The organism is Paenarthrobacter sp. PH39-S1 (assembly GCF_030063245.1).
Classification (GTDB): domain Bacteria; phylum Actinomycetota; class Actinomycetes; order Actinomycetales; family Micrococcaceae; genus Arthrobacter_M.
Genome location: NZ_JASISR010000115.1, coordinates 1 through 917, shown reverse-complemented (window position 1 = coordinate 917; position 917 = coordinate 1). Strand labels below are relative to the sequence as shown.

Annotated in this window: 1 pseudogene; it reads left to right on the top strand. The window is 58.2% G+C overall.

The window, feature by feature from the left end:
* Positions 1 to 407 (top strand): annotated as a pseudogene (locus tag QMG52_RS21775) (ISL3 family transposase); the annotation flags it as partial.
* Positions 408 to 917: the final 510 nt, after the last annotated feature.

Here is a 917-nt window from a genome sequence, read left to right as displayed (position 1 = left end):
ATTGACGAGATCTCCTACAAGCGCGGACACAAGTACCTCACCGTGGTCGTGGACCATGATTCGGGCCGGCTCATCTGGGCCTCGCCGGGACGGGACAAGGCCACCCTGGGCAAGTTCTTCGACGCTCCTTATGCCGAAGCCGTGGTGGCCCTGGACCGATGGGTGTCCTGGGCCAGGAGATCCAGGATCCCCTCCTTCGTGAAACTCCAAAAGGCCATCGTCAAGCACCGCGACAGCATCCTGGCATCCATCGAACACGGGCTGTCGAACGGACGGATTGAATCCATGAATACGAAGATCAGGCTGATCACCCGGGTGCGTTCGGGTTCAAGTCCCCCGAGGCCCTGATCAGCCTGGCCATGCTCAGCCTGGGTGGCCGTAAACCAGTGCTCCCGCGACGGAAATGACCCACGGATGTGTCAGGAGAGCCGCAATACAGAGGCTTTGACACCATCTGGATTAACAGGAGTTCTCACTTTTTAACAGCCACAACCCCGTTCGTCTCACATGTTGAGACACTGCCGGCCCGCAAATGACTTTGCAGCGGCCCTGCTCCGAAGGTGGTCCCACGTGCTCGCCGACATGTTGCACAACGTGGTGACTGAAGCGAGAGCAGCGACTGACTAAGGTCTCTTGATCTACTGGGTTCAGAATGGAACAGGCGACGGCCGCGCGATGGCTGACATGAAAATTGCGGTGACGTTGTCCCTGTGAGTGGATGATCTGAGGGGGCAACATCGTGAGGCTGGGTTATCCGGTTTGTTGCAGGGGCTCGAGGGTGACTTGGTAGGTGGAGCGTACCCGGTTTGATGGACGGGGTGGGGGTTGGTCCGGGTTCCCGACTGTAGGAGACTACTTTTATGGGTTCCACTCGCAGGAGCTTCACTGATGAATATAAGCGTGACGCGGTAGCGTTG